Source organism: Allosphingosinicella sp. (genome assembly GCF_036387215.1).
Taxonomy (GTDB): Bacteria; Pseudomonadota; Alphaproteobacteria; order Sphingomonadales; family Sphingomonadaceae; genus Allosphingosinicella.
On the sequence record NZ_DASVUE010000392.1, the window covers coordinates 1 to 1631 of the forward strand.

The following is a 1631-nucleotide window of genomic DNA, read 5'->3' on the forward strand; positions in this document are numbered from 1 at the left end:
AGGTCCGGCTTCTTGCCGGCGCTCGCCTGGGCGTTCTGCTCGATGACGGCGCTTTCGAAGGTGGGCGCGGGGTCTTCGTAGATGACACCGAGCGCGACCGGGAAACCCTGCAGCGGCATCTCCACCAGCATGTGGGCGACCGAGCGGTTCTTCGGATCGTGGACGAGCACGCCGGCCGCCTCCCAATCGCCGCCCTCGACCTCGACCACCTTCAGCGCGAGCGCCTCGCGGTCGAGGGCGATGCCCTTTGCGCCGCCGGCAAACAGCATCGGCTGCCCCGCCGCCAGCCAGAGCTGGTTGCCCGCATTCTCCTTGGCGGTGAAGGGCGCGAACACATCGTCATTATAGACGATGCAATTCTGGTAGATCTCGATGAAGCTCGCGCCCTTGTGGGCATGGGCGGCCTTGAACACGTCAGGCAAATTCTTGTGCACGTCGATGCCGCGGGCGACGAAGCGGGCGCCCGAACCCAATGCGAATGCGCAGGGGCTGGCGGGCCGGTCCACGGATCCGAACGGAGTCGAGGGCGAGCGCGTGCCGACCCGGCTGGTGGGAGAATATTGGCCTTTCGTAAGGCCATAGATCTCGTTGTTGAAAAGCAATATCTGGCAGTTGAGGTTGCGGCGCAGGACGTGCATCGTGTGATTGCCGCCGATCGACAGCGCATCGCCGTCCCCGGTGATGATCCACACGTCGAGCTCGGGATTGGCCAGCTTGATTCCGGTCGCGAAGGTCGGTGCGCGGCCGTGGATCGTATGGAAGCCGTAGGTTTCCATATAATAGGGAAAGCGGCTCGAGCAGCCGATGCCGGAGACGAACACGACGTTCTCCGGCCGGACGCCGAGCTCCGGCATCGTGCGCTGCACGGCCTTCAGCACCGCATAGTCGCCGCAGCCGGGGCACCAGCGGACCTCCTGGTCGGTTGCGAAATCCTTCGCGGTGAGCTTGGTCGTCTCGTTCATGTCAGCCTCGAAGGAAAATGATCAGCGCCAATACGGCGATCAGCATCAGAATGAGTGGGAGCGGCCGCGCGTTCATGAGTTCAGCGCCTCCTCGATCGCGGCGTCGATCTCAGCGATCTTGAAGGGCTGGCCGGACACCTTCGTCACCGGCCGCGCATCGACGAGATATTGGTCGCGGAGCAAGGTCTTCAACTGCCCCATGTTCATTTCCGGTACGATGATTCGACCGTAAGACCTTAGCAGATCGCCCAAATTCGTCGGCAGCGGCCAGATGTGGCGGATGTGGACGTGGCTCACGTCAAGCCCGCGAGCGCGGCCGCGGCGGACGGCCTGGTGGATCGGCCCGAAAGTCGAGCCCCAGCCGACGACGGCGAGCTTGCCGCGGGCGTCGCCGAGCGTCACTTCCTGATCGGGGATCGAGTCCCGTACGCCGCGCACCTTGTCGTGACGGATGTCGGTCATCTTCTGGTGGTTGGCCGGCGCGTAATCGATATGGCCGGTGCCGACATTCTTCTCGATGCCGCCGATCCGGTGCCTGAGGCCAGGCGTACCCGGCCGTGCCCATGGGCGCGCCAGCTTCGCGTCGCGCGCATAAGGATTGAAGCCGCCCGTCTGGTCCGGCCCCTCTTCCATGAATTCCACCGGGAACGGCGCGTAGCCCGCCATGTC

The 1631-nt window shown here is 64.6% G+C and carries 1 protein-coding gene and 1 pseudogene; both read right to left on the reverse strand.

The annotated features are described in order from the left end of the window. A partial coding sequence (locus VF662_RS15040) for a thiamine pyrophosphate-dependent enzyme (protein WP_464142716.1) occupies positions 1 to 962 on the reverse strand: 962 nt, incomplete at its 3' end. A gap of 72 nt (positions 963 to 1034) precedes the next feature. Further along, positions 1035 to 1631, reverse strand: a pseudogene (locus tag VF662_RS15045) (2-oxoacid:acceptor oxidoreductase subunit alpha); the annotation flags it as partial.